At 40.7% G+C, this 19,923-nt stretch carries 16 protein-coding genes and 1 pseudogene; 16 read left to right on the forward strand and 1 reads right to left on the reverse strand.

Translation table 11 applies throughout. The annotated features are described in order from the left end of the window. Positions 1-147 precede the first annotated feature (147 nt). The 8 genes from HQN90_RS05890 (at position 148) to HQN90_RS05925 (ending at position 5,991) form a co-directional block, all read left to right on the forward strand. The gene (locus HQN90_RS05890; protein ID WP_173216874.1) at positions 148-435 is read left to right on the forward strand and encodes a hypothetical protein; all 288 of its coding nucleotides are present in this window, start codon (positions 148-150) and stop codon (positions 433-435) included. A gap of 462 nt (positions 436-897) precedes the next feature. After that, a complete protein-coding gene (locus HQN90_RS05895; protein WP_173216875.1) occupies positions 898-1,449 on the forward strand; it encodes a hypothetical protein in 552 nt (183 codons plus the stop codon). 119 nt (positions 1,450-1,568) lie between these two features. Continuing rightward, entirely contained in the window at positions 1,569-1,829 is a 261-nt protein-coding gene (locus tag HQN90_RS05900) for a hypothetical protein (protein WP_173216876.1), read from the forward strand. Between the two features lie 144 nt (positions 1,830-1,973). Next, complete coding sequence (locus tag HQN90_RS05905) at positions 1,974-2,201, forward strand: hypothetical protein (protein WP_173216877.1); 228 nt, start codon at positions 1,974-1,976, stop codon at positions 2,199-2,201. A gap of 253 nt (positions 2,202-2,454) precedes the next feature. Then, entirely contained in the window at positions 2,455-2,706 is a 252-nt protein-coding gene (locus HQN90_RS05910; protein WP_173216878.1) for a hypothetical protein, read from the forward strand. 1,151 nt (positions 2,707-3,857) lie between these two features. Continuing rightward, entirely contained in the window at positions 3,858-4,226 is a 369-nt protein-coding gene (locus tag HQN90_RS05915; protein WP_173216879.1) for a YhjD family protein, read from the forward strand. After that, a complete protein-coding gene (locus HQN90_RS05920) occupies positions 4,223-5,491 on the forward strand; it encodes a DNA polymerase IV (RefSeq protein WP_173216880.1) in 1,269 nt (422 codons plus the stop codon). The genes HQN90_RS05915 and HQN90_RS05920 overlap by 4 nt, the downstream gene beginning before the upstream one ends. Beyond that, positions 5,488-5,991 carry a YhjD family protein gene (locus HQN90_RS05925; protein ID WP_173216881.1) on the forward strand — a complete coding sequence of 168 codons (504 nt, stop codon included), beginning with the start codon at positions 5,488-5,490 and terminating at the stop codon, positions 5,989-5,991. Before HQN90_RS05920 ends, HQN90_RS05925 begins: the two co-directional genes overlap by 4 nt. A gap of 95 nt (positions 5,992-6,086) precedes the next feature. Here the strand turns inward: HQN90_RS05925 and HQN90_RS05930 are convergent, their stop codons facing one another. After that, on the reverse strand, positions 6,087-9,896 hold the full coding sequence (locus tag HQN90_RS05930) for a hypothetical protein (protein ID WP_173216882.1): 3,810 nt from the start codon (positions 9,894-9,896) through the stop codon (positions 6,087-6,089). A gap of 613 nt (positions 9,897-10,509) precedes the next feature. Here HQN90_RS05930 and HQN90_RS39540 point away from each other — a divergent pair. The 8 genes and pseudogenes from HQN90_RS39540 (at position 10,510) to HQN90_RS05970 (ending at position 19,617) form a co-directional block, all read left to right on the forward strand. Next, entirely contained in the window at positions 10,510-12,762 is a 2,253-nt protein-coding gene (locus HQN90_RS39540; protein WP_173216883.1) for a CHAT domain-containing protein, read from the forward strand. Positions 12,763-13,011: 249 nt separating this feature from the next. Further along, the gene (locus tag HQN90_RS05940) at positions 13,012-13,854 is read left to right on the forward strand and encodes a hypothetical protein (protein ID WP_173216884.1); all 843 of its coding nucleotides are present in this window, start codon (positions 13,012-13,014) and stop codon (positions 13,852-13,854) included. Between the two features lie 299 nt (positions 13,855-14,153). Continuing rightward, positions 14,154-15,386: pseudogene (locus HQN90_RS05945) on the forward strand (DNA polymerase IV); the annotation flags it as partial. Beyond that, positions 15,383-15,886, forward strand: a complete 504-nt coding sequence (locus HQN90_RS05950; protein ID WP_173216885.1) for a YhjD family protein — start codon at positions 15,383-15,385, stop codon at positions 15,884-15,886. The pseudogene HQN90_RS05945 and the gene HQN90_RS05950, both read left to right, overlap by 4 nt. Before the next feature lie 117 nt (positions 15,887-16,003). Beyond that, positions 16,004-16,684, forward strand: coding sequence for an SOS response-associated peptidase (locus HQN90_RS05955; protein ID WP_173216886.1), 681 nt, complete (start codon positions 16,004-16,006; stop codon positions 16,682-16,684). Between the two features lie 35 nt (positions 16,685-16,719). Then, the gene (locus tag HQN90_RS05960) at positions 16,720-17,865 is read left to right on the forward strand and encodes a metallophosphoesterase (RefSeq protein ID WP_173216887.1); all 1,146 of its coding nucleotides are present in this window, start codon (positions 16,720-16,722) and stop codon (positions 17,863-17,865) included. 22 nt (positions 17,866-17,887) lie between these two features. Beyond that, a complete protein-coding gene (locus HQN90_RS05965) occupies positions 17,888-18,436 on the forward strand; it encodes a hypothetical protein (protein WP_173216888.1) in 549 nt (182 codons plus the stop codon). Positions 18,437-18,540: 104 nt separating this feature from the next. Further along, positions 18,541-19,617, forward strand: coding sequence for a CobW family GTP-binding protein (locus tag HQN90_RS05970; RefSeq protein WP_173216889.1), 1,077 nt, complete (start codon positions 18,541-18,543; stop codon positions 19,615-19,617). Positions 19,618-19,923 lie beyond the last annotated feature (306 nt).

The following is a 19,923-nucleotide window of genomic DNA, read 5'->3' on the forward strand; positions in this document are numbered from 1 at the left end:
TAAGTAACGGGCAAAATTCCAACAATATATACGTGTTATGTGAAACAAATGGCTTTATTGCATTTTTATAATTGTAGACTAAAAACAAAAAGGTTTAATTAAGGAACTAGTTTCAATAAAGTGAATCGAACATCTTCGGAGGGTGAAATGGGCTACATTTGTCCAGTTTGTGGTTATGACGAATTAGAAAAACAACCATATGATGAGAAGGGTAATGAATCTTTTGAAATATGTGTATGGTGCGCTTTTGAGTTTGGCGTTGATTGCATGCTTTATACCTTCGAAACATATCGTACGGAATGGATATCAAATGGTGCGAAATGGTTGTTACATGCTACTAGACATAGTGGTAACTGGAACGCAGATGAACAATTAAAGAATATTGAAAAAATCAAACCAATGTACATCCCGTACAATCGGCCACCAAAGCCTTAAGCTAACGCTACCAGCTTATTTTATTGAAGATAAAGGACAATAAAGATGAAAAAAAGTATAAACTTACTGAAAGTATTAGTCGCTCTTGTACCAAGCTTAATTTTAATGTTCTTCTTACTTAACTATTTTCCACACACAGGATTAGGTAGAATCATCGCGCTTCCGTTTATTTTAGTAATAAACACTGTCTTAATAACTTTAGGAATAACCTTCATTCATCGATTGAGTCAATCTTTAATAATTGCTACCTGGACTTTGACTTTACTATTTACATTGGTGGTTACCATTTTGATCTATCCTCAAGAATATGGTCCAAGCGTAATTCATCAATTGTGGAATAAGATGCCCATCGGGCGTTGAGCTAAACAGAGAACGATTGCACAATAAGAGTTACGAAGTTCGTAAATAAATAGTTAGGGAGAAAACATAGTAATTCTATTTTGAAGAATAATGGGAGATCAAATGATTAAGTTCTATAATGAACGTGTTGAATTTTCTGAATATCCATTTTGGGCATCATCTATTTCTAATGATGGAATAATACTTATTGAAGAAATTTGTGAAGTTCTATTAGATCAACTCCCGCCTGAGATTCGTACTAAAGCAGGTGATGTGATATTCGTAGAAGCACTTTATAAAGAAAGATTAAAAAAATTTGCTGAAATTAATAATATTCCTATGGTAAGAAGGATAGATACATGGGGATTGATACTAGATGAATTTTTGGATACGGAATTTAGTGAAGATAGTAAGGAAAGAGTTTTTAATATGCTAGAAGCATGTGGAATTAGCAGAGAAGAAGTGGTATCGATTAGACACTCAGTGCATGATGTTATGATTGCATATAATTTCACTTCAATGTTATGGGAATGGGTCCATTTAGGATTATATGATTTGCTCAAAGCTCATTCTGGTGTTTTAACAGGGGACAAATATAAGTTGGATAAAGAAGATTTTAAAGAACTATATAAGAATGCTGTGAACATAGCTAATAAAGGGATTCTGATGCAATAGGAGGACGTGCATCGTCTTACACCGCTTTCTAGAATCGAGGGCTGTCCTTTCTATCGCATAAATTGATTTAGTGGTGCGGATTAAGAAGTATCATTAACAGGAAATTTGAGGTGGAATTTATGAATGATTTAAGAAAAAGGGCATACAAAACCTTGAATTTCCAGGCTTTCTTAGACATCAAGAACGGTGGAACTTTCTGCGAGGAAAACTTCAAGCGAACTTTCAGAATTGCTCACGCTTTCCACAACCTTGCAGAGTACATTATTCTAGATCTTCAAGGATTCGATGAGTCCGAGTTCTGGGAGAGGATAGGTGTACTTGAGGAACAACTCGGACTATACCATTATAGAAAAGCATTTAATGAAATTATTAATCAATAAACTGCACTGACGAGGACCGATAGCGAAATAACATGCTGCCTGGATATTGGGCAGCATGTTCAAGTCACTAGCAGAACGTGGTCATTTTAAAGATATTATTTGTTGGAAAATGGAATAGTAGACTTTTAGTGAGTAGGTGTGTGTATGCAATTAAGTAAATATGAACCAGAGTTCCCACCTGTAGAATATTTCATTACTCGTTTCTTTGTTGATAATCAATGTTTGTTTGAACAGGAAACGAAAGTACCTTTGCCGACATTAATTAAAGGTGATAGCATTGAAATATTTGATATAAGCTATAATGTTGACAAAAGGGAATTTGGTTTCAACGAAGATGCCTTTTTTACAGTGTATTACCTTAAGCAAGTTTAATTTGAGAAATGGCATAAAACGAAGAACGATAGTTCATAGACATCAGAGTAAGGCTGCCGGCAGATCGGACTCGGTGGCCAAGTTGGTGATTGGTTAGGGACTCCTGAAGGAAGTGTACTTGCAATTACTGAAGAAATGTACTGTTAAGAATATTTTACTCATTAAGACAATTTGTATCCACAAAATGGGTATCAATTGTCTTTTCTCTTGTATAATGAATGTGAATGAATTGTCCAAGAAGTGAGGTGACTATATGTATGTACCTGTAGTTTCAACTGACATCGAAATTGCACGGGCTGATTACTTGGACTACAAAGCCACTGGGCACAGTAAGTTTTTTGACCGATACCGCATTTTGAATAGTGAGATGGATCCTGCCAACTTACTAGGGCTGACAAAGCTTTACCCTGCATTTGCATACGTATTAAGGGAAGACCTTGGGACGCTTGATCAAGAACCGCGGCTGCGTGTTTATAACGTTTTGGAAAGGCGATTTGATTTATAATTTTCAAAAAGGGGGATTTGATCTTGAGCAATTATCGTACGTTTATTGAAAGCGAAGTGCCTGAGTATCTAGAATGGAGAAAGCTGAACCCAGAAGGTTTTGTCCTTACATAAACACATGGAAACCAAGCAGATCCATTACGAACATAATTCATTCCGCAAAACGGTGTCCGTCGTTGGACAACCCACCGCTTAAGAATCGAGATAATCCGATTACGCCCGAGCATCCAAAGCTATGTTCAATAGATATACAGGATCTGATTGACGTAATGGAATCAAAGGGCTTACCGTACAAGCGATGTGGTCTTCGCGGTTGCTTGGGAGTACATACTGGATCGCTGAAGAAGGGGGCTGAGTTGGGATGAAGAAGTACTTAGGTGTTCTGGGTGTAGGAGCAGTTTTGATTGTGCTTTTCAGTCTTCTTGTATATCCAACTGTTGTATAGGTACGACCACGACCCATATTTGCGTACTGATACGTCTTATGTTGTAAAAATCAATAGATTGACTGGGGATTCTGAGGGGTGGAAAGTAATCGAAGCCAAGAATACTCAAGTCCCCACAGAAAAGAAGTGATGGACGCAAAATACCGAAAGGGGGAGCGTTTTTGAAGAACGATTTTAATTTAGTGAATTGCGGTCATTGCGGAAATATGCAACAACATTATCCTTGTTGGCATTGTCGACAATACACCCTCTGTCTAGGTTGCTCAAATGCAGGGCGTGTAGTTCCATGTAAATCTTGTGAACAGCGAAAACTAGAAGAAGTAATTCCCCGTGAATTGAAGCGGACTGTAGAATTTGATGTCAAAGACAACACCATGTATAGGGACCATGATTCTTCTACAATTCTCCCCCCTAGAACCAATCGTGATCGGAAAATTAGCGAGTACTACAAGAAAAGAAATCGGAATGAAGACAACGATTAAAGCCATTATGTTAAAATTTGTGAAAAGTTAGGAAGCGCCTGTGCAAAGAAGGCTACTGACTTCGTCCCGACTATATGTTTCCTTTTGCCCAGATAGTTTATCTGGGTTTTTGGTGTTTTTATCCATTGCTAAATATATTTAAAAATTTCCTTGCATAACGAATACGTGTTCGGTATATAATATGTAATACGAATAGATGTTCGCATTTTGGTGGTGTGATTATAAGTGATTAGTCAAAGAATCGAAACTGAAGAGGATATTCAAATTATTAAAGAATACGCTTTGTTACCCATTTTGCTGGATATGTTAGCAAGAGATATGGATGAACTGAAAATTTATAGGGATAAAATAGTGTATAATCATGTCCTTTTTTACCTTAAAGAAGTTGAGTGTGCGATTTATCCCGAGTTGCAAAGCATTAAAAGTAAGATGAGAACGCGAGATATTAAAGTTTTGAATACAGAAATGAATTCATTGGGCATTAATGTCGAATATAAAGTGCGCGGTTATATCCACCATTTCACAATGTTGAGGAGTTTGGTTAAAGCAGAGCTAATGACCATGCTAATGAAAATGCGGAGGCGGTTAGGATGAAAGAAGAACGCGAGAAAATTATTTTTTTAGCGGATTGCATGAGCTTCTACGCCAGCGTCGAAAAGGCGGATCATCCAGGATGTAAAAACAAACCGGTTGCTGTGGCCGGAGACCCAGCAAGAAGATCAGGAATAATTTTAGCAGCATGCCCTATTGCAAAGAGCTTTGGAGTAACTACAGCGGAGCGTCTTGGTGAGGCACTAAACAAGTGTCCGGAACTCGTTATTATGCGTCCGCGCATGCAGCATTATATTGATGTCTCGCTGATGATCACGAAGATTTATGAGGAGTTCACTGATCTCGTTGAAGTCTTCAGCATTGATGAGCAATTTTTGGATGTTACTGCAAGCTTACCTATCTTTGGAGATCCTGTAACCATTGCCAAGTCGATTCAACAAAAAGTTCTAAGTCAAACAGGGGTATGGGTAAGAGTAGGTATAAGTTCTAATAAGATACTTGCTAAAATTGCAACTGATATATGGGCCAAGAAGAATGAAAGTGGCATTTTTACTTTGCCCAAAACAGAAGTTGAAGCTTTTTTGTGGCCGCAACCAGTAAATAAGATGTTCGGTGTCGGCTCGCGCATGACAGCACATTTTGCTCGTCTTGGAATGACCACGATCGGCGATATTGCCAGAACGCCGCTACCACGTCTTAAGGATAAATTCCGTGCTCGCTTTGGGAAGCAATCAGATATTCATGCTGAAGTCATGTGGAGAACCGCGAATGGCCTAGATGACTCTCCCGTCACACCTGGCACTTTTAATGCAGCTCCTAAATCAGTCGGTCACATGATGACTTTGCCGAGAGATTACACTGAAAATATTGAGGTAGACACGATTCTTCTCGAGCTCACAGAGGAGGTTTGCCGAGATTGCCGTCGTAAAGGGTATATGGGCTGGGTCGTCTCAGTTAGCTGCATGTGCAGTCCTTACGAAACACCTACGGGCTTCTCACGGCAAATGAAGATGCCTGATCCAACTAATAACACGAATGCAGTTTACGAAGCCGTCAAGATACTATTCTATCGTTACTGGGATAAAATGCCGGTACGCCGCGTAGGAGTGACGCTTAGTAATCTTGTAGATGATGAAGGATACCAATTGACACTCTTTGAGGATCAGGTGAAGTCAAGAGCCTTAGATAAGGTTACTGACAAAATTAAGGATCGTTACGGCAGTGCTGCTATTGTAAGGGCATCATCGCTTACTACTGCAGGGCAAGCAGCAGAGAGGTCGATGAAAATTGGAGGACATTATAGATGAGTAAAAAACTGGAAAAGAATGGACTGTGGGAATCTAGCCGAATGATGCTTCCACAACATAAGGAGGCATTTCAGAACAGACTTAACGATAAAGTAGTTCAACATGGCCGCCCAACAGCAGAAGAAATCAATATGATGAGAGATTATGCTTTATTACCCATCATATATTCGATTATTTTAAAAAAGGCCCGAGAGGTAGAGGGCTCTTCCGAAACGTTAAGAGTGCTCTATTCTAAAGTTGCCCAGGTTCTTGCAAAAAACATTCATGCCGATTTATCAAAAGTAAAAAGAAGCTTGATGGAAAAAAACATCCGCATTTTTGAAGAGGAAAAAGATGATCGGATGATCCGATACAGATATATCTACGGAGGGTACGAAGACAGTTTTACAATCACTAGAGATTATATGCGTGCGGAAATAGGTGTGAGGATTGGACGTTATGCTGATGGTCTTGTAACTAATATGTATGGCGCGGCAAGGTCAGATGAGAAACAAATATAAACCATGAAGAAGCCCGATGGAAAATGTCTCCATCGGGCTTGATTTATTAAATAGAAATAAGCGGGGCGCTTTCGTTAGTGTTATGTACCCAACGGCTATTCAAATCGTTCGTTATGCTCCCTTTCATGTTTCAACTCCCCCTCACGTTCTAAACGGATTTCTTCAACAAATGCTCTTTCCTGTTGTATAGCCCAATCCTTAACGATAGGATTTTCATGGTTTTGAAGTTCTAACAAAAGGTGTAATCGAGACTGTAGTATTTCTGCCCGGGATCCACTCCATGAGGTTGGCCTAAACCTTGACTTTAACTTGTTTAAAATAAGAATGGGGTCGGAGGAATTGTTAATTAAACTCATTGCTAGTGGTGTCCATTGCAGTCCGCTGCCAAGATCTCTATATGGCACAACAACTGATGCGGCTACGGGATACCTTGTGGTGGGATTAACATTACACCATTTTAGTATCACATCATCATTGATAGCTAATATCGGATTACGGTGCGTCGCAATATCCTCCGAAAACAATCGGGCTATCCTATAATTAAGATGATCGCTTTTCCCGAGAAAAACATCAATGAAGACTAATGGATGTGAAGAAGCTAATGAAAATAAGCTTTGATCATAATCTGTAGTGGAAATGTCGTAATTCTCCAATGCCTCAGTAATTTTTGTGAGAACTATGCGAGTATTCTCGCTCGCGGCTTCGTTAGCAAAACAATATTCTAAGATGTTTGCTAATTTGTAGTCTATACCGGGAGCATTCTTACCGGAAAATGTATACTCGATGAGTAATTCTTGTCCTATTGAAGCAATTAATTCACTAACATCATCTTTTATCTTTGCGTGAATTCTCATCTGAAGAATATCAATAGCAACATATATACCTTCACTTTTGGAGGATATTTTTCTCAGCAATTCACATAGATCAGCATCATCGATTACATCATGAGCCTTTCCGTAAGCTAAATTTCCATATACCCATACTGGTGCCACCCCTAGATCAAGCGAATGCATAAGCCGCGCAACACCTTTTTTGCTTATGTCCACACTGGTTTGAATAAATGGAAACACCACAGATAGAACCTTATTAGTAACAGCTTCGTCTAACAAGTCCTCAGATAGATTATTATTTGATTTAGAAAGGGTGTTTAAAAAACCTCTCAGTAACTGGAAATTACGTTTAGGTTCATCTATTAAAGATAATTGTTCCACAATTTTACCCCAGACATTTCTCGGATCACCATTCCCTTCTGCTAAACCTTGTCCAAATTGAAATATCCTCATACCCTCATTACTTAAAAGCTCGGGCAATAGCTCGTGAAAAATATCCATTTGTGATCCAACTTCACGTCCGAATGTACGAGTTCTTTCTTCTACCATTGTATAAACATCGCTTGCGCTTCCGCCTTCATCTTCAACTGCATCGATCAAGTCATAAGTAGTTCTAAACCCGGACAGAGTGTATAATTTGATTTGATCTATAAAATTAGTCGGCTCTAAAAGTTTGATTATGGTATCCAATCTAGATACTACGTCCGGTACCATATTTTCTGCATCAAACCTTTTAGTGCTTTTTACGGCTACCCATCCTTCACTCCAACTAGCCTTTGCTGAAATAGCTTCTATAGCAGTCTCCAATTCATCATACATGGCCGCCTTTGTCCAGAGACCTCGGAACTTCTCAGCCAGAAGGCTCTTAAGTTTAATTGATACTGGGTTCTCAGAAACGGAAATTGCTACTGTGTAATCAAGAAATAATTCATACCATTGTTTTACATTTTCATTATTTTCAGGTGAATAGCCATAATCTCTTGCACGAGCACCAAATTCGAAATCATAAGAGGAACTAAAATGCCAAGACTCCAACGCCGCACTTAACAAAGAAACGCCCAAGTTTGCATGATCTTCTGAATCAGACTCTATTAATCTGGAAATGACATTTAATCTTTGTACAGGAGAAGCATGGGTGCCAGATAGATAAATATAAAAAAGCGATTTTAATAAACTTCTTATTGAATCGCTTTTTTCATTTGGGTTTTCCGCCAATGCAAATTGACACAGAAGATGAGTTGATCTTTCGAATAATTCTTGTTCATATGCTATTGATCTAAGAAGTCGTGTGAAATATCTAAAATGATTATTTTCTCGAGTGAAAAATTTTCCAACGTCTTTTTGATTAGCAACATTCTCAATAGTTGAGAGGATTAACGTAGGATCCACCGGAGCGATATTTCTAAACAGAGTAATACCAAGTTCATTTAAGTCTCTAATATCTCGTAAAATGCCTGTATTAGATAACCAATCGTGTACAATTTCTTTTGCAGCAGCAGAATTATGAAGATAACCTAGTCGTCTTGAGAAAGAGGTTAACAACCTCTCAGAACCACCACTTAGAAAAAATTTAGTGATGTCGCTATTCGGGATATTTTCCAATGCTCTTGTGGCCAAACGGTTAGCAACTGCGTGAGGTAAAACAGCTCGCCAATTACTTCTTTGTTGTACAAGATCACGACGTTTCAATTCACTGATATTTTCGTAAAGTTCTCGAACGCTCATTTCTAATAAGGAACCTAAGAGCGTAAGTTCAGTATTTTCGTCTTCTCCAGTTCTGCAATCGAATGAATACACTAGGGAACAAACTTCTGCTGCTTTTTGTAATTTGCTGTCTGGTATGTTTCGTTGAAAAAATAACCTTTCAAATAATTCTTGGTCTCTTAGTCTGGAAATATCCTCTCCTCTTTCAATTGTTCTTGCTAGGGCGATAGCAATACGAGCATTTCCACCGGAGAATTCAGCTATTGTACGTGCGCTTACTTGGCTAATTTGACCAAATCGTGCAAGCATAACCTTTTCAATTAATTCAACTGAAGCTGGTTCAAGTCGATAAACGTCCGTTTCTTCAGGTTGATCTTCTCTGACGTCATACTCGATTGTGATCAAACTAATAAGACTTCCGGCTACCGAACATATGGAAGTCAATCGTCTATGTAAATCCGGTGGGCAATTATCAATAACAAGTACAATTGGCTTCTGGAGTGCAATCAACCTTTCCGTGAAATTTCTTGGGTCTGGGAAGGGACTATCACTAATATCAGAGTAAAATACTTGAGATCGATTTAATGGCATATCACCGATTCGTTCATCAAACAAAGCCTGTATTAGTCGAGTCTTACCCACTCCAGACAACCCAACTAAACGAACCGAGGATCTTGGACGACTAAGTGTATTCCTAAGTTCATTTATACCATCTACTATAGAAATACCTTCTGGATTTGTATTTGTAGCATTATATAATCGAACATGTGCATCAGCAATGTACTCTTCTTTAATACCTTCGGGGCAGTTAGCCCAATTATCGTATGCTTTCCATCCATGAATTGGCCTTCCGATTTTTTCTCGTACCCATAGAACAAGTGCAGGATGTGTACGAACCCACCCAGCTACTCGTTCGCGATCATAGAAGTCAAGCTTGATCTGTGAAGAATTTACGTAATCAGATGTTGCATTCTGCATCGCTGTTTTTCTTTTTTTTAATGATGAGTCCGATGTTGATCCTTGGCTACTTATAATGATGTAGGCTCCATTGGCATCTGCTAAATCTTTAATTACTTGCCTAAGTGCGCCTTCCGGACGCATTTCAGTGATGATTTCAGAAGGTGGCATATCAGGTTTTTTTACTTGAAATCCTGTACCTGATCTTGGTATAAAACTGTCGCTAGGTAAAGTAGCGGTTATCTCAACACGAACATCAAGCCCACCATCACTTGCATTTTGATGGCCACCCCATGTAACCCCTGCGATAGGTAAACCAGCAGAACGTAACTCTGCTTCACAAAGAAGGCCAACAAGTGATCTGAGATCTGTATCGTTTAATTCTTTTATATCATTACCTGTAATTTCAAGCATAAAAATCCTCCTTTGAATCTAAGTAATTTGGCATATCGTACTGATTTGTTCTCAACGAATATCTAAAAATAAAAGCATTTGCAATCGCGTTAGAGTTTCTTGCATGTTGGACGATAAACGGAAACTGAGGGTTGCGTGTCCTTGGTTTATTGATCATGTACAAATGGGCACTTCTATTTGTAGCATTTTCAATTCTAGCTTTCAATTGGACAAGTTCTTGCCATTGTAGCCATTATCGTTTCACTCCTCAAGAATGACAAAAAGGGGGAGAGAGTGAAAAAAAGCGTTGCTTTAACCCAAGCTTCCATAATTCGCTGCTTTCCGCGATTAAATGCCAATTTTATTATAAAGCATCTACCAATACCTGGAAACATGTATGTCTTTAGCACTACTTAAGTTCATTTTTTAGCGAAGTATTAAGGAAAATAAACCATTAGACTGGCGATGGCGTTAATACGAACAGGCAGGATAGTTACAATAAAGGAAAAACTATTATTATAGAGAATAAGTTCATAAATACGTATTTGGGGGTACTCTCATGTAATATAAGTATTCCACTGAGGTAGAATGAGATTTAAATGTGAGCGATTACTTAAATATGGAGTGAAAACAAGTGAGAATAGAATTTAATAAGGTATGCAATGAACTACTTATCCATGAACAAGTAATCGATAAAGAAAAGATTCTAGAACTGAAAAGAATTTCCAAAAAAGGTGTCAAAGAAACAATCGTAAGTGATATTTATAACGTAATTTTAAGCTTGTTACAGAGTATGGACTATAGTAAGTTAGTTCAAACTGGAAAATTAATTGATTTATTTATCGAATTTAATAATAAGTTTCTTAATACAAAAGGATATTTTAATACTAATCTTTCGAGAAAGAAAAAAGCGCCTTACTTTTATATCATGATGTTCGCAATGGATTTGTGTACCAAATATGCGGTTTTACTCGAAATCCTAGGTTTACCTGGAGAATCTTTCAAATATTTAATTAAAGGTTATGATCCGTTGCATGTAACATATTGTAAAGATTTAGGTACTGGAGATCTCGTTCTAAACCCAGAAAGATATGAAGAGTTTGAGAAGGATTGGATAATGTTTATCAGTAGTAAGGTTCCATTAGTACGTCAAAATTATATGAGGCGCGAAGCGTTAAACATGCGTTTACGCCTTGTTTTAGGTGATATTAATAATGAAGGGTACAGCAAATATGTAAAGAACCAATTTTATATAACATTGGGTGTGTTCGCAACCCCAGAAGATATTAGGTATCTTTCAAATGCAGCTTTAGTACTTTCTAAGTACTACAATGATATTGACTTTGTAAAGACAGTTCTAGATCAAGCAATTTCAGATCTTAAAAAACAACTAAATATAGAACTGCAAAAAAAATCTAGTGATGCATTTGATATTGCCTATACACTATTTGAACTTGAAAGAAATATTTCACATGCCTTAACTGCAGCCCAATCCTTAGATGCATCTCAAATGGATAGAGAACAACGAGTATTTGGTGATCAACTTCGACACAAATTAACTCTACTAGGTAATGAACTTCAATTTGATGAGATGAGAATAAGAAATTCATTCGAAGGGTTTTTGAACCTTATTAATTCTATATTCAAAGATGAAATTTATAATAAAATCGCGAGGCAGCGGCATAGTCAAGTAATAATTGATACAGTTATACATTGTATTAATAACAACCGTGCTGATCTCGCTCTTGAACTGGCTTATCAATGGAAAACGAATCATAAATACGAATCGAATCCAAATGAAGCTATTATTTTAGCAATAGCAAATCTTAATAATGAGCACGTTTATTATTTAATTGACCAACAACACGAGTTCTCTGCCTTACAAGTAAGTAGTGAATTGAATTCTAATGAAATAATTCGATTACAAAGCGAAATAGAAGGTGCATGGATGGTTATTCTTGAAGACCCAGATACCTTTTATTACGACACTGATTTAATGGGAAGAAATAATGTCAATGTTTCAAACGATTATGAAAACAAATTGATAGATTTTTATGGCCTCAACGCTCTAAAAAAAATATTAGTCGATCTACCCAAGAATGTTGAAATACGTTTTTTTGAACTTTCATGGAGTAACACACCAATCATTCCAATGTTAGTAGGGGAAATAGGCAGATCAATCAGTGCTTTAACAAGTAATAAGCCATATGTACAAAGAAGCATTAAAAAAGTTCTGATTTGGTGTGATCCTGAAGATAATCTTTATTTTGGACAGAATGAAAAAGATTATATTGTGTCAATATTAAATAGTTTTCAAATTGAACCATTGATATTTAATGGTAGCAAAGAATGTATAAAAAGTAAGTTTATTCAACACTACTCGAGTAATGATTACGATTTAATATGGATTATGTGTCACGGAAGTTTTGATTCCGATGATCCAACTAAGTCACTACTTTTTGTTGAAAAAGATAATCCAATTACAGCAAAAGAGTTATCTGACATATCACCTAAAGATAGGATGGATAGAAGACTTTTGGTCCTTAATGCCTGTCAAAGCAGTGTATCATCAGTTCGATATAATTCTATGGGATTTACCGGTTTAGGAACAATGATAACATCAGAAGGCCAATCCGTGATAGGGCATCTGTGGTCTGTAGATTCTAGAGCAAGTGCGGTATTTGGAACTTTACTTCTGAAGAATTTAATGTGTACTGCTGTATGGACTGAGGCTATGGTTGAAACTATTATAACTTTGCGACAAGAAAATGAGAGGATAATAGATAGTTTGAAGGAAATAGTAAAGGATTTTAGTTTAATCACACCTTATACTACCCTTCAACTAAGAGATTTATATTTTTCTTGTTCTTCAATCATTTATATTTAAATTAAAAATAAGATATATTAAATGGATTGTTTTTTTAAAAATGATTTTCCAAGCTGTACTGGGCTGAGTAAATGAACCTACCATTTATCATTTCTTGAATTACTTCTTCTTGACAATATATAGAGAACCCCCTGCCTACCATCGTTCGACACCTGTAATATAGTCTCTATGAACTAAAGAAGTAGAAATTGATTCAATTTTTGAAACAGGTGATAATTTCAAGTTTGTTAATATTGAGGAGGAATCGCTTTGACCAATGCATTTGATTGGAAGATATTATTAACCAGTGTGACCATAAGTGCCTTAGTTACTTCTGTTCTTGGGTCGTGGCTTAAAAGTCGATTTGATAAAGCACTTGAAAAACATAAATACGAATTAGAATTAACAAAGGTCAAGGTTAACTCAGAACATCAAAAAGATATTGAGATTTTGAAATCAAATATTGCTCAAATAAACGATTTAAAGAAAAAGAATTTAGAGTATTATCAAGCTATTTTTCAAGTATCACAAAGTAAAAGATTAATAGCGATAGAAAAAGTGTGGGAAAATTATCTAGATATCCGCGGATATATTTCACCAATAATTAGCTTTTACAGTTGTTTGCTGCCAAAAGAATATCTTGAAGTATATAAAGAAAAGAGTTCGAAAAATCCCTTTGATCTACAATCATTGGATACACGTACATGGATACCTAGTTTTGATTCTATTAAAGAAACTGTTGAGATAGAAAAGTTGCGCCCATTTCTTGGTGAAACGCTTTACTTGAAAGTAAGATCAGCATACTACGTTGCCATAAGATTAGTTTATAAATTCAAAATAGAGTATGATAATGGAGTTGAATATCAATGGATTAACGATGAATTGTTAATGGGACATATTGAAGTTTGTCTTGGTACAGATTCTTCTGAGTTTCAGTATATTAAGAGTTCTAACAACCCAATGTATATACAACATGTTTTTGGTTTTATCAGTAATGAATTAAGCAAAGTGATGAACGAAGTTATTTCAGGTGATCTTGGGTCGAAATTAAGTTTAGAAAAAACGCAATTACTTCTAAATAATAATCAGTTTAATAATAATATTTTCAAATAAAATACTAGTTTTATTGGAGTAGCATCTTTGAAAAGATGCTGCTTTTTTATTGGTTTAGTTGAAATTATAAGTTCAATTAAACAAGCTATATAACATAAATAATTGGTTTGTAAACGAAAGTGTCCAGTAATGGTCAATAAATGCAATAAAAAATGCAAAGAAACCAGATAGACAATCCTAGTGGATAGTGTATTGGTACCAAAAGCTGATCGGAGTGCAAGGTATATCGTCAAATACATATAAATAAAGATAAAGTTCAACAAAATTCAACATTAATTTAAATTAGGTCTTGATAAGTTGATTGCGAGAGCTTCTATGCCAGTGTTGAGAAGGCGGATCATCCGGGCTTCAAGGATAAACCCGTTGCGGTCGCTGGGGATCCTGCGCTGAGGTCGGGCATCATTCTGGCTGCCTGCCCTGTTGCCAAAAAGTATGGTGTATCTACAGCAGAGCGACTGGGTGAGGCGCTTAAGAAGTGCCCAGAGCTGGTCGTGATGCGCCCGCGCATGCAGCATTATATTGATATTTCTCTTATGATTACCAAGATCTACGAAGAATTTACCGATCAGGTTGAGGTTTTTAGTATTGACGAGCAGTTTCTTGACGTCACGGCCAGCTTGCCGCTCTTCGGAGATCCGTTAACTATTGCGGAAGCCATCCAGCGCAAAGTGCTCCGGCAAACGGGCGTGAGGGTCCGAATCGGGATTAGCTCGAATAAAATTCTGGCGAAGATTGCGACCGATATTTGGGCGAAAAAGAATTCGAGCGGCGTCTACACGCTGCACCCGTCAAAGCTTGCAGAAACCTTATGGACACAGCCGGTCAGCAAGATGTTTGGCGTCGGCTCGCGGATGACTGCGCATTTTGCCAAGCTGGGGATGTACACCGTTGGCGATGTGGCCCAAACGTCGCTGCCGCAGCTCAAGAACAAATTCCGTGCCCGCTTCGGCAAGCAGTCGGATATTCACGCCGAAGTCATGTGGCGAACGGCCAATGGTCTCGATGACAGTCCGGTCACGCCGACGACGTTCGATACGGCTCCGAAGTCGATCGGTCATATGATGACGCTGCCGCGGGATTATGAGGAGTCTTCGGAAGTGAACACGATCCTGCTGGAGCTTACCGAGGAGGTTTGCCGGGATTGCCGCCGCAAGGGATATATGGCTTCGATTGTGACCGTTAGCTGCATGTGCAGTCCTTTCGATGCGCCGACCGGCTTTTCACGTCAAATGAAGATGCCCGATCCGACGAATCATACCCGTACCGTTTTTGAAGCGGTGAAGCAGCTTTTCTATAAATTCTGGGATACGATGCCCGTGCGCCGCGCAGGTGTTATGCTGAGCCAATTCGTCGAGGATCATACGTATCAGCTGACGCTTTTTGAGGACCAGATCAAGGCGCGAGCACTGGAAAAAGTGACGGACAGCATCAAGGATCGATATGGCAACGCGGCGATTGTGCGTGCTTCCTCCATGACGACCGCAGGTCAAGCACAGACTAGGGCGCTCAAAATCGGAGGGCATTATAAATGAGTAAAAAGTTGGAAAAGAACGGCCTCTGGGAATCCAGCCGCATGATGCTGCCGCAGCATCGGGAAGCTTTGCAAAACCAACGCAACCATAAGCCTGCTCCGGCAAATCGGCCCACGGCAGAAGATATCGGGGTGATACGCGACTATGTGCTGCTGCCGCTGATGCACGGGATGATTAAGCGCAAAGCGGGCGAAATCGAAAAATCCTCCGAAACGCTGCGAACGCTTTATGCCCGCGTGGCCCATGCGCTTGCTGCGCAAATTCTGGCTGATCTCAGCGAAACCAAAACGAAGATGATGCAGCGAGGCATCCAGTTATTCGAGGAGAATAAGGATGACCGTGCGATTCACTACCGCTATCTGTGCCGGGGGTATGAGGATACGCTGATGATCGCCAAAGATTACATGCGCGCCGAGATCAGCGTGCGAACAGCCCGGTACATTGAGCAATTGCTTGCCGTCGTGAACAACGCTCGGAAGGCTGATGAACAGAAGGTTTGATGATAGAGTTCCGCGCAGCCCGATAGAGAATCCTCTGTCGGGCTGCGCGAATTGACGGGAGTCTTTCTTTTTCACATAATGGAGAGAGAGTTTGGAGGCAAAGGGTGGGTATACCGAATGTGTGGACGCTACACGATCACTGTGACGCTAGAGGAACTAATGCTTCGTTATGATACTTATTACCAGTATCCGGCTAGATACAGCCCCAAGTACAATGTAGCCCCAGGGCAGCAAGTGATGGCCATTGTCCATGACGGAGAGAAGAACAAGCTCGGCGAGCTGCGCTGGGGACTTATTCCCGAGTGGGCGAAGGATGAGAAGATCGGCTATCAAATGCTCAATGCCAGGAGCGAAACGCTCGCCGAGAAGCCAGCCTTCCGCAAGCCGTTTGAGCGCAAGCGCTGCCTGATTCCGGCGGATTCCTTTTATGACTGGAAAGGAACAGGGAGGCATAAGCAGCCTATGCGGATCATGCTGCGGAGCCGAGAGATTTTTAGCATGGCAGGGTTGTATGACACTTGGACCGCTTCGGATGGGACACGCATATCCACTTGTACCGTCATTACGACAGAGTCGAACGAGATGATGGCTGAAATTCATGAGCGGATGCCCGTTATTTTGCCGCGAGAGCTGGAGGCTGCTTGGTTGGATCGCCAGGTCACGAGCCCCGATAAGCTGCGTCCGCTGCTGAGGCCGTATCCGTCTGACCAAATGATGGCGTACGCCGTATCCACTCGCGTAGGCAACGTTCGCAATGATGATGAATTATGTATAGAGCCATTAAGCCTGCTGCTGTAAGCAGGATGGAAGAACAGAATGGGAGAGTTAGTGAGATGAAAATGCGCACGATCATCAGCATTTTAATGGTACTGGCAATTATTTTTGGTTTGAACGGTTATATCGGTTGGCATGTGAAGGTGTTTTTGGCTGACCAGTTGGGCTCTTGGTTTCATTCCGGGGTGTATTGGATTGTTTTCTGGCTTGTCGCCTTGTCCTACCTGCTGGCATGGGTGGGCTCGCGTGTGCTGCCTGCAAGCGTGTCCAGAGTATTCAAAATAGTCGGATCGTATTGGTTTGCTATGATGCAATTCGGCTTTCTGCTGCTGCCTTTGACTGATCTGGCTATCGGCGTGCTTCATCTGGCCTCGGTTTCACCGGATACGTACAAGCCGATTCTCGGATGGATTGATGTAGCCATCGTTCTATTCTTGATGCTTCGCGGTTCCTACAATGCACGTACCCCTGTGATCCGGAAATATGATGTCACCATTGCTAAAAAAGCCGGAGACTGGGATCAGCTGCGCATCGCCGTAGCGTCTGATATTCATCTGGGCTCCATCGTTGGAAACCGTCATTTGCGCAAGCTGGTTGCGCAGGTCAATGGGATGAAGCCGGATTTAATTCTTTTGCCTGGGGATGTCATTGACGATGATATTAAGCCTTTTATCCGATATGAGATGGGAAAAACGATGGGAGAGTTGAAGGCTCCCCTCGGGATTTATGCCGTGCTCGGGAATCACGAGTACATTGGAGGACATATTCCAGCCTTCGTGGAACAAATGAAGAAGATTGGCGTTCAGGTTCTCATGGACGAAACCGTTCATATTATGGACCGCTTGTACATCGTAGGCCGTAAAGACAAGGCGGCTGAACGAACTGCCGAAGGACGTAAAGCGCTGGCGACCCTGCTGGAAGAAACAGATGGGGGGCAGCCGATTATTGTAATGGACCACCAGCCTTATCACTTGGATAAAGCGGCAGACGCTGGTGCTGATGTGATGCTGTCCGGTCATACGCACAGAGGGCAAATGGCGCCAAATCATTTGATCACAAGAAGACTCTTCGAGCTCGATTGGGGCTATTTGCGCAAAGGGAATTTGCACGCGATCGTTTCCTCAGGTTTCGGCACGTGGGGACCGCCTATCCGGCTGGGCAGCCGGTCGGAAATCATTCAGTTAACGATTCATTTCAAAAAGTAGCGAGAGTAGAGGGATAGCCCGTATGCAAGAGACAGACAAAAAACAAATTACCCCAGTAGAACTAGCTGCAGCCATGATGCAGTTTACGATGAAAAGCATAGATAACAGCTGGGATACGATTAAACCAGTCGCTGCGGCTTATTTAAAAGAGCCAGTATTATCGGAAGCGAAAGAAGAAGAGCTGCTGCGGGAAATTTACGTAGCGGCCTTGGCGCTGGAAATTTACTGTATTCCTCACGCCTTTGATGCAGAGACAGCCCGTCTTGTAAGCTTGGGAATGGGGGAAGTTATGGCTTCAGAGCATTTGGCCGAGCATCAATTGTCGGAATCGATTCGAGGGCGCTATCTGCCGCGATTGGAAGCCGTTAACTTAAAGGCTCCTGATGACTTGGCGCTTGCCCTTGTCGAGGAGGCTGCTTTTATCCTCTATGACCGCTTGGAGCTTCCGCTTAAGCCCGCAGATCTGAGCCATAGCCTGTTGTGGGCCAAGCTGCTTCCTTTTCTTATTCAGCTTGTGGGGAAGTGGCCAATCCTTTCGGCGAAATTCGACGTTCAGGTCAGAACTTCTTGACTTAAAGGTAATAATTACGAATAATAGATGGAAGTAAACGATTATGAACCACATAGGATTAGAGGCAGCAGCTCTATCTTATGCTGAGTGGAGGTACGAACGAGATGTCACCAAAGTCACCAAAAAGAGTTACCGTCTACCTATTATCCGGATTCCTTGGCAGCGGCAAAACGACGCTATTAACGAAGGCGATTGATCATTTTACCGAAGCGGGCCGCAAACCCGCCGTCATTATGAATGAAATCGGAGAAGTGAACCTGGATGGACAATTGGTTGCCAGCGAAGTGCCGATGTCCGAGCTGCTTGGCGGCTGTATCTGCTGCTCGAATCGCGGAGATCTGGGGTTGGCGCTGAAAGAGCTAGTCACCGATGAGCAGCCTGATCTGATCTTCATTGAATCAACAGGGATTGCGAATCCGATGGAAATTATTGATGAAGTCACCGATGCTTCGCTTCTTCTTCCAGTAGAGCTCAAAGCTGTCATTACCGTCGTAGACGCACCGCAGCTGCTGGAGCTAAGCCGAACAAGCCGGGGCAAGACCTATAGGCTGATGCAGGAACAAATTCGCTGTGCGAATTTGCTTTTGCTGAATAAGACGGACCTGCTTCAGACAGAGGCTCTTCAGGAAGTGGATGCGCTTGTGCGAGATTGGAACGCCTTTGCCTCTGTTCATTACACGGTTTTCAGCCAAATTGACATGAGGCTAATTGAAAGGCTAGAAGAAGAGGACACGCTTCAGCCGTCCGCAGGTGGTAAGCATGAGGATGCGCATCAGGAACGGGACCATGTGCACGATCATGAGCATCATCATGACCATGACCATAACCATAACCATGACCATAACCATGACCATGCGTCCCATGCGGAGCACCATCATTCTCACAGCCATGTCATGGCATATACGCACTTTTTCGAGCGTGCCGTGGACAGCCAAGCTTTCGAAGAATTTGTAAGCAAGCTGCCGCAAGAGGTCTACCGGGCGAAAGGAATTCTCAGCTTCTCTGACACATCAAGCCGCTTTCTTTTCCAATATGCCTACAGGGAAATGGACTTTGTCAAAATTACACCCCAAGGGGTCGTGCCAGATGTGGCTGTTTTCATCGGAGAAAATTTCTCCAAGGATGCGGTCCGCACGGAGCTTCTTAAGCTGGAAGCCGCCGCTGACAGCGTTGTAAAATGAAACATATTAGAATCCAAGCAGAATGCTTGGGTTCTTTTTTTTGTGAAATGTGAAAATGAGCTTACTGGTGGGGAATGGCATGATGAAGGAGGAGGGGGGAGTGAGTTAAGGCTGTTTTTCGGCCTTAAAGTTGCCCGAATAGGCTGCCCAGCCGCTGTAAGGCTGAAAAACAGCCTTACAGCTGGGGATTGGCCTAATGAAGGGTGGAGTTTAGTGAGTTAAGGCTGTTTTTCGGTCTTAAAGTTGCCCGAATAGGCTGCCCAGCTGCTGTAAGGCTGAAAAACAGCCTTACAGGTGGGGAATGGC

The sequence above is a fragment of the Paenibacillus alba genome (genome assembly GCF_013204855.1).
Lineage (GTDB): Bacteria > Bacillota > Bacilli > Paenibacillales > NBRC-103111 > Paenibacillus_E > Paenibacillus_E alba.

Coding starts and splice junctions, on each gene's coding strand:
- HQN90_RS05895 (WP_173216875.1), top strand. CDS start 898: ATGATTAAGTTCTATAATGAACGTGTTGAATTTTCTGAATATCCATTT.
- HQN90_RS05925 (WP_173216881.1), top strand. CDS start 5,488: ATGAGTAAAAAACTGGAAAAGAATGGACTGTGGGAATCTAGCCGAATG.
- HQN90_RS05965 (WP_173216888.1), top strand. CDS start 17,888: ATGCAAGAGACAGACAAAAAACAAATTACCCCAGTAGAACTAGCTGCA.
- HQN90_RS05920 (WP_173216880.1), top strand. CDS start 4,223: ATGAAAGAAGAACGCGAGAAAATTATTTTTTTAGCGGATTGCATGAGC.
- HQN90_RS05900 (WP_173216876.1), top strand. CDS start 1,569: ATGAATGATTTAAGAAAAAGGGCATACAAAACCTTGAATTTCCAGGCT.
- HQN90_RS05955 (WP_173216886.1), top strand. CDS start 16,004: ATGTGTGGACGCTACACGATCACTGTGACGCTAGAGGAACTAATGCTT.
- HQN90_RS05890 (WP_173216874.1), top strand. CDS start 148: ATGGGCTACATTTGTCCAGTTTGTGGTTATGACGAATTAGAAAAACAA.
- HQN90_RS05910 (WP_173216878.1), top strand. CDS start 2,455: ATGTATGTACCTGTAGTTTCAACTGACATCGAAATTGCACGGGCTGAT.
- HQN90_RS05905 (WP_173216877.1), top strand. CDS start 1,974: ATGCAATTAAGTAAATATGAACCAGAGTTCCCACCTGTAGAATATTTC.
- HQN90_RS05950 (WP_173216885.1), top strand. CDS start 15,383: ATGAGTAAAAAGTTGGAAAAGAACGGCCTCTGGGAATCCAGCCGCATG.
- HQN90_RS05960 (WP_173216887.1), top strand. CDS start 16,720: ATGAAAATGCGCACGATCATCAGCATTTTAATGGTACTGGCAATTATT.
- HQN90_RS05970 (WP_173216889.1), top strand. CDS start 18,541: ATGTCACCAAAGTCACCAAAAAGAGTTACCGTCTACCTATTATCCGGA.
- HQN90_RS05930 (WP_173216882.1), bottom strand. CDS start 9,896: ATGCTTGAAATTACAGGTAATGATATAAAAGAATTAAACGATACAGAT.